Origin of the sequence: Myxococcus sp. AM010, assembly GCF_013372585.1 — a bacterium.
GTDB classification, from domain to species: domain Bacteria; phylum Myxococcota; class Myxococcia; order Myxococcales; family Myxococcaceae; genus Myxococcus; species Myxococcus vastator.
In genome coordinates, this window is record NZ_JABXEO010000166.1 from 1 (window position 1) to 6,884 (window position 6,884).

11 protein-coding genes are annotated in these 6,884 nt (G+C 67.7%); all 11 read left to right on the plus strand.

Going from position 1 to position 6,884, the window contains the following annotated elements; all coding sequences use genetic code 11:
- On the plus strand, positions 1-442 hold a 442-nt coding region (gene sctQ, locus HV826_RS35770), incomplete at its 5' end, for a type III secretion system cytoplasmic ring protein SctQ (RefSeq protein WP_176421492.1).
- Between the two features lie 94 nt (positions 443-536).
- Complete coding sequence (locus tag HV826_RS35775) at positions 537-1,262, plus strand: flagellar biosynthetic protein FliO (protein WP_255217582.1); 726 nt, start codon at positions 537-539, stop codon at positions 1,260-1,262.
- A gap of 11 nt (positions 1,263-1,273) precedes the next feature.
- Positions 1,274-2,098: a type III secretion system export apparatus subunit SctR gene (sctR, locus tag HV826_RS35780; protein ID WP_176421493.1), complete on the plus strand. Its 825-nt coding sequence runs from the start codon at positions 1,274-1,276 to the stop codon at positions 2,096-2,098.
- Between the two features lie 12 nt (positions 2,099-2,110).
- Complete coding sequence (fliQ, locus tag HV826_RS35785; RefSeq protein ID WP_163786267.1) at positions 2,111-2,374, plus strand: flagellar biosynthesis protein FliQ; 264 nt, start codon at positions 2,111-2,113, stop codon at positions 2,372-2,374.
- The gene (locus HV826_RS35790; protein ID WP_163786266.1) at positions 2,371-3,189 is read left to right on the plus strand and encodes a flagellar biosynthetic protein FliR; all 819 of its coding nucleotides are present in this window, start codon (positions 2,371-2,373) and stop codon (positions 3,187-3,189) included. Before fliQ ends, HV826_RS35790 begins: the two co-directional genes overlap by 4 nt.
- Before the next feature lie 22 nt (positions 3,190-3,211).
- Entirely contained in the window at positions 3,212-4,291 is a 1,080-nt protein-coding gene (gene sctU, locus HV826_RS35795; RefSeq protein ID WP_176421494.1) for a type III secretion system export apparatus subunit SctU, read from the plus strand.
- Between the two features lie 43 nt (positions 4,292-4,334).
- Positions 4,335-4,619 (plus strand): EscU/YscU/HrcU family type III secretion system export apparatus switch protein, encoded by a 285-nt coding sequence (locus HV826_RS35800; protein ID WP_011552525.1) that lies wholly within the window; start codon positions 4,335-4,337, stop codon positions 4,617-4,619.
- Between the two features lie 47 nt (positions 4,620-4,666).
- Positions 4,667-5,146: a hypothetical protein gene (locus HV826_RS35805; RefSeq protein WP_163786264.1), complete on the plus strand. Its 480-nt coding sequence runs from the start codon at positions 4,667-4,669 to the stop codon at positions 5,144-5,146.
- A gap of 4 nt (positions 5,147-5,150) precedes the next feature.
- Positions 5,151-5,627 carry a SycD/LcrH family type III secretion system chaperone gene (locus HV826_RS35810; RefSeq protein WP_176421495.1) on the plus strand — a complete coding sequence of 159 codons (477 nt, stop codon included), beginning with the start codon at positions 5,151-5,153 and terminating at the stop codon, positions 5,625-5,627.
- A gap of 93 nt (positions 5,628-5,720) precedes the next feature.
- Complete coding sequence (locus tag HV826_RS35815) at positions 5,721-6,197, plus strand: hypothetical protein (protein ID WP_255217583.1); 477 nt, start codon at positions 5,721-5,723, stop codon at positions 6,195-6,197.
- Positions 6,198-6,405: 208 nt separating this feature from the next.
- A complete protein-coding gene (locus HV826_RS35820) occupies positions 6,406-6,780 on the plus strand; it encodes a hypothetical protein (protein ID WP_176413416.1) in 375 nt (124 codons plus the stop codon).
- Positions 6,781-6,884 lie beyond the last annotated feature (104 nt).

Here is a 6,884-nt window from a genome sequence, read left to right on the forward strand (position 1 = left end):
GAAGGGGACGGCGGGGTGGGCAGAGGCGGAGGTGTTCGTCGGCGAGGACGGGCGCTACCAGGCGCGCATCACCGAATTCGTTCAAGGCGCACCGGGCCACCCGGGCTCCGCGGACGAGGAGCCTGGGGATGAAGAAGAGGACTTCACGAACCCGGAGTTGGACGTGCCTCCGGCACTGGAAGGGGCGGCCTTGGACGATGTGAGCAAGCCGGACGGAAGCGACCTGCTCGGAGACGTGCCTTTGCAGATTGCGGTGGAGCTGGCGCGCGTGCCCGTCACCGCGCAGCAGGTGGTGGGGCTGCGCACCGGTCAGGTCCTCGAGCTGAGCCGGGGGCCGGGAGAGCCGGTGGAGCTGTCCGTCAACGGCAAGGTGGTGGCCCGGGGTGAGCTGGTGGAGTTGGAAGGCCAGCTCGGCGTGCGCATCATCACCCTGGCGAGCTGAGTCCCAGGCGGGGCAGGGCAGGCGAGCAGGAGTGGCCGGCCGGGCGTGGGCCCGTGGCGGTCCTCCGGCCGATGCACTAGCCTCGCGCCCAGCCATGGCAGTCCTCCGTCCCCCCCTCATGCGCCTGTTGCTTGGTGCCGCGCTGGTGTTCGCGCCGCCCGCCGCCATGGCCCAGGCTCCGTCCACGTCCGCGCCGGTCGCACCCTCCGTGAATCCGGTGGCGCCCCCCGCGGCGTCGGTTCCTGCCCCGTCCCAGGCACCAGCGGTTGCCTCGCCCGCGACGCCATCGCCGGCCACTGAGCGCGCGGCCCCGGAGGCCGACGCCGAGTTGCTGGAGGCGGAACGTGCCCTGGACGCGGAGCTGTCTGCGCGCGAGTCCGCGAAGGCGGCCCAGAGCGGCGCGGCAGGAGACACCCTGCCGGAGTCCGAGGAGACGGACAGCCTGGGCTGGACGCTGGTGCGCACGCTGCTCGTACTGGGCGTGGTGGTGGCGTCCATCTACCTCACGCTGAACGTGGGCCTGCGCAAGCTGATGGGGCTCCAGGGGGTGGCCGCGGGCCGTCAGCCCCTGATCTCCGTGGTGGAGCGGCTGCCCCTGGACCAGCGCCGCAGCCTCTTCGTGGTGAAGGCCGCGGACGAATACCTGCTGTTGGGCGGCGGCGAGGGTGGCTTGCAACTGTTGTCGAAGCTGGATGTGGAGGCGGTGGAGCGCATCCGCGCGCAGCGCCCGCAGACGAATGCAGTTCCACTGAGCCCATTCCTCCAGAAGCTCCTCTCCCGCCGCAGCGGTGGCTCGCCTTCCCAGCCCCCCGGCTCCTGACGACCGTGCCCGTGAACGTCCCTTCCTCTGCCCGCCCCCGTCTCCCGCGCGTCCCGCCCTGGCTGTTCGCGGCCGCGGTCGCCGTTCATCCCTTCACCGCGCTCGCTCAGCGGCGCGGGAGCGCGGCCATCCCCGACTCGGTGGTCAACGAGGCCGTCAACAGCGACTCGTTCGCCTCGCGCCCGCTCATCCTCATCCTGGCGCTCGCGGCCATGGGCCTGGTGCCCTTCGCGCTGATGATGGCGACCAGCTTCGTGAAGATTTCGGTGGTGCTCTCCATTGTCCGCTCGGCGCTGGGCACGCAGCAGATTCCGCCGACCCAGGTCATCACCGGCCTGGCCATCATCCTCACCGTCTACATCATGGCCCCGGTGGGCCAGCAGATGTACCGCGCGGCCGGCCTGGACATCTGGGCCAAGGGCCCCGGCGTGTTCTCCTCGGAGACGGTGGGCTCCATGCTGGGCGCCGCCAACAAGTCCAAGGAGCCGCTGCGCGAGTGGCTCATCAAGAAGGTCACCACCAAGGACCGGGCGCTCTTCTTCAACCTGGCCAAGAAGATGCGCAAGGGCGAGGACCGCGACGCCGTGGAGAACAATGACTTCATGGTCATCATCCCGGCCTTCGTCGTGTCCGAGCTCAAGGAGGCCTTCCAGATAGGCTTCCTCTTGTTCGTCCCATTCATCGTCATCGACATGGTGGTGGCCAACATCCTGCTGGCGCTCGGCATGCACATGTTGTCGCCGACCACCATCTCCATGCCGTTCAAGCTGCTGCTGTTCGTGCTCGTGGACGGCTGGTATCTCATCGCCAAGGGCCTGGTCGTCGGCTACCTGTAGGAAGAGGGCTCCATGAATCAGCTCACGTTCATCACCCAGGAGGCCTTGTTCCTGGTGCTCGTCGCGTCGGCGCCGCCGGTGCTGATGAGCCTGTTGGTGGGGTTCATCATCTCCCTGTTCCAGGCCACCACGCAGATTCAGGAGCAGACGCTCACCTTCGCGCCGAAGGTCATCGCCGTGTTCGGCGTCCTCGCGTTGGCGGGGCCCTGGATTGGAAGCCAGCTGGTGCGCTTCACCTTCCACGTCTTCGACAGGTTCCCCGTCCTCATCAAATGAACGTCGCGGACCTCGTCGCGGAGCTGGGCACCCGGGCCAACGTCTCGGCCGTCATCTTCACGGTGGCGCTGGTGATGTGCCGGGTGATGCCCGTCCTCATCTTCAGCCCCTTCCTGGGCGGCGAGGTGGTCCCCACCGAGCTGAAGATGGGCGTCGGGCTGACGCTCTCCATCGTCCTCTATCCGCTCATCGCGGGCTCGGTGACGTCCATCCCCCTGAGCGCCATGCCGTACATCGCGCTGATGGCGAAGGAGGTGTTCATCGGCTTCTCCATCGCCTTCGTCGTCAACACGCTCTTCGAGGCGGCGCGCGTGGCTGGCAACCTGGTGGACACCATGTCCGGCAGCAACAACGCGCAGCTGTACGTGCCCCAGCTGGGGCAGCAGGTGACGCTGTTCTCCAACTTCAAGGTGCAGCTGGCGGTGGTGCTGTTCCTCACGCTGAACGGGCACCACCTGGTCATCGAGGCGCTGGCGGACAGCCTGGTGGCGGTGCCGCTGGACGGCTTCCCGCGCTTCCACGACGGGCCGTGGCCCTTCTTCGACTTGATGATTCGCGTGTTCGCGGACCTGCTCCGGGTGAGCCTGTCGCTGGCCGCTCCGGCGATGCTGGCGACCTTCCTCACGGACGTGGCGCTGGGCGCCATCAACCGCGTGGCGCCGCAAATCCAGGTGTTCTTCATCTCCATGTCCGTCAAGCCCCTGGTGAGCGTGCTGCTCGTCTTCCTGGTGCTCGGCGCCTTGATAGACCGCATGCAGGGGGAGATGGTCGTCATGCTGCGGACCCTCAACCAGGCCCTGCGGCTCTTGTCCTGAGCCTCTTCATCCGGGACGCGCCATGTCGGACGAGAGCGGCGAAAAAACAGAAGAGCCATCCCAGAAGAAGCTGGATGACTCACGCAAGAAGGGGCAGGTCTGGAAGAGCAAGGACCTCAGCGGCGTGGGCGTGCTCGTGGTGGGGCTGGCCGCGGTCAAGGGCAGCTGGGACATGCTGGAGACGGAGCTGACGTCGCTCTTCCAGTTCTCCTTCGACCACCTGACGAACCCGGTGGACCTGTCGGTGGCCACCGGGCAGCTGCTCTTGCTGGGCGTGCGCGCCGTGGTGGTGGTGTCGCTGCCGGTGCTGGCGGGTGGGGCCATTGTCGGCGGACTGCTGGAGTACCTCCAGGTGGGGTCGCTCTTCACCATGGACCCGCTGATGCCGAAGATGGAGAAGCTCAACCCCATCCAGGGCATGAAGAACCTGTTCAACAAGAAGGCGATTGTTGAGCTGCTGAAGAACCTCCTCAAAATCACCGTCACCGCCTACGTCGTCTACGGCGTGGTGCGGGACTCCATGCCCATGGTGGCCGAAACGGTGCGGCAGGACACGCGCGCCATCATGGCCATCATGGGTGAGCTGGTGACGCGCGTCGCCACGCGGGTGGCGCTCCTCTTCGTCCTCTTCGGCGTCTTCGACGTCTGGTGGCAGCGCAAGTCCTTCATGAAGGACATGATGATGACGAAGGAGGAGGTGAAGAAGGAGTACAAGCAGAGCGAGGGCGACCCGCACCACAAGGCCAAGCGCAAGGAGCTGCACCAGGAGATCATGGAGGGCGCGCAGATGGAGGCCGTGCGCGAGGCCGACGTCATCGTCACCAACCCGGACCACGTGGCGGTGGCCCTCAAGTACGACCGGGAGAAGGACGGCGCGCCGCGCGTGCTGGCCCGGGGCATCGACTTCAAGGCCGAGCGCATCAAGGCCATTGCCCGCGAGCAGGACGTGCCCACGCTGCGCAACGTGCCCCTGGCCCACGCCCTGCTACGGGTGGAGGTGGGGCGCGAAGTCCCGGAGGAGCTGTACGACGCGGTCGCCGAGGTCCTCAACTTCGTCTACGGCCTGAAGTCCGGCCAGCCGGTCCCCGAGGGCCGCGCGTGAGCGGGCCGGGTGTGGCTATCATGCAGGGACAGCGGGGCCTCCCATGAGTGACGACGCCGAAATCGCCATCGCGTTGAAGTACGACAAGGAGAAGGACGGCGCGCCGCGCGTGGTGGCCAAGGGCATGCGGCTCAAGGCGGAGAAGATTCGTGAGATTGCCCGGGAGCACAACATCCCGCTGATGCGGAACGTGAACCTGGCCAATGCCCTCTACCGCGTGGAGGTGGGCCAGGAGGTCCCCGAGGAGCTGTATGACGCCGTGGCCGAGGTCCTGAACTTCGTCTACGAGCTGCAACGCGAGCAGGCGGCCGCGGCCGCCAGGCGCTAGGGGGGCTGGACGTCCCCCACCCATCTGGAGTGAGGTTCGGTATCACGATGGCCAGAATCAACAATCCGCCTCCGAATACCGCCCTGTGGCCCTGGGGTGGTCCCCGCAGCGTCCGTGAGCGGCTCGTCGACCCGGCGCAGGTCGACCGGAAGAAGCTCCGCAAGACGGGCAACCCGAAGAACCCGGCGCTCGCGTCCGCGGCGCTGCTGGACTTCATCGGGCCGGCGCACTCCTCGGAGGAGCTCCGCCTGCCGCTGCCGCCGCACCCCGGCGGACATGAGGCGGACCTGGAGGGCTTCAGCGACCGGCCCCACCTGTCCAGCGTGGCGGGCCGGGGGCACGAGGACCAGCGCCGGATGCTGGAGCGGGGCCTGGGCAAGGTGAGGGCGGCCCCGGACCGGCTGGAGCGGCTCAAGGCGCTGCTGCACCGCGAGTCCGCCATGCTCTCCCTGGTGGACCAGGTGAACGAGGAGACGAAGGAGATCATCCGCCGCATGTGGGACGCGCAGAAGGACGAGGGCTACTAGCGTCATGGCGGTCCTGGACCCGGATGATCCGAAGGACGAGGCGAAGCTGGACACGCTTCTTCAGCGCTGGGCGGATGGCAGGGCCACGCTGCGGGACGTGCGTGGCTACTCGGACGAAGAGCTCTACGCCATCGCCAAGACGGCCTATTACTTCTTCTATCAAGGCCGGGTGAGCGAGGCGCGCACGCTCTTCCAGGGCTTGTACGCCGTCAACCCGACGGACGCCTACTTCGCCAAGGCCCTGGGCGTGGTGGAGATGGCGGCTGGAAACGGGCAGGGGGCGCTGGCGGCCTTCGACGTGGCCGCCAAGCTGACGCCGCATGATCCGTCCGTGTACGTGGGGCGCGCGGAGGTGAAGCTGGCCCTGGGCCAGAAGCCCCAGGCGCTGGAGGATCTGCGCCGCGCGGCGGCGATGCAGCCAGGGGATGACCCCGTGGTGCGCAAGGCGGCGGCCATGATCTCCGCCCTGAGCCGCCGCTGAGGGGTGCATTTCACATCCGGAGTCGACTGTTCTTCCGGGGAGTCTGGTAGGCTGCCCGCCGCTCAATTCTTCGTCGTCAGGGAGGTCGTTGACATGTCGAACCCGAATCCTGATCCGCGCGTGCCCGCCCAGATGCCTCCAGAGGCCCCGCCCGAACTGGTCGCCAAGCGCGAGCGTCTCGTCACCGAACTGGAGAACCAGGCGAAGTCGGCGACGGGCACGCTGCAGCAGGTGATGCGGAAGATGTCCGCGCTGCTGGGCAACACCAAGCCCGGTGCTTCGCTGAGCTTCCAGCTCTACCAGGACGTGAAGGACGCCTTTACCCGCCACCTGAACGAGGCGACGAAGACGCCGGCCCTGGCCAACATGCCGCCCGTGCTGGTGGAGTCCGTGGAGTGGATGCAGGCGTACCTGAACGCCCGCGGCTTCGCCACCGAAGAGGCGGCCGCCGCCGCCGCGCCCGCCGCCACGGCGGCTCCGGCCGCCGCGCCCAAGGCCCCCGCCGGCCCGGGGGGGGGCGAAGGACGCCTTCGAGACGAGCAGCAAGAAGCACGCGTCGCTGACGGGTGACGTGCCGCCTCCGCCGGCCGCGCCGCCGGACGTCAAGGCCGAGCAGAAGGACCTGGAGTCCTTCAAGGCCTGGATGAAGAACCCCAGCCTGGGCAAGCTCAAGGGCTAGGTTGACCGCGTCGGCGCCTGGCCCGCAGGGACGCAACTTGGGGCCTGGCGCCGACGATAACTCCCTCGAGACGTTCTTTTCTTCCGAGGAGCTTTCCCCGTGACCACCAAGATTTCGAACAACGCGTCCGCCGCGGCGCGCAAGTCGACGACGACGACCCCCGAGGACCAGAAGCAGGCGTGGGAGGGCGTGCTGAACTCCGCCGTGGACCGGATGAACGAGCCGGAGATCAAGGGCAGCCTCCAGTACCTGGGCGAAGGCCGGATCAACACGGTGAAGCAGAAGGTCCAGGGGGAGATGGAGTCCTTCCTCCAGAGCAACCCGAACGCCTCCGCCGACGAGGTCAAGTCGCACGCCGAGTCGACGACGAAGAAGCACGAGACGAACGCCATGTTCCAGAAGATGCGGGACGACAACTTCTTCGGGAAGCTGATGAGCCGCCGCAAGGAGCTCATCAAGGACATGTGGGGGTAGCCCCCCGGCCGCGAGCGGCCTCGCCGCGCGCCTGTCCTTGAAGCCGCCGCCCGGGTCTCTGACCGGGGCGGCGGTTTTGCTTTGCGGGGTGCTTGGGGCAGGGG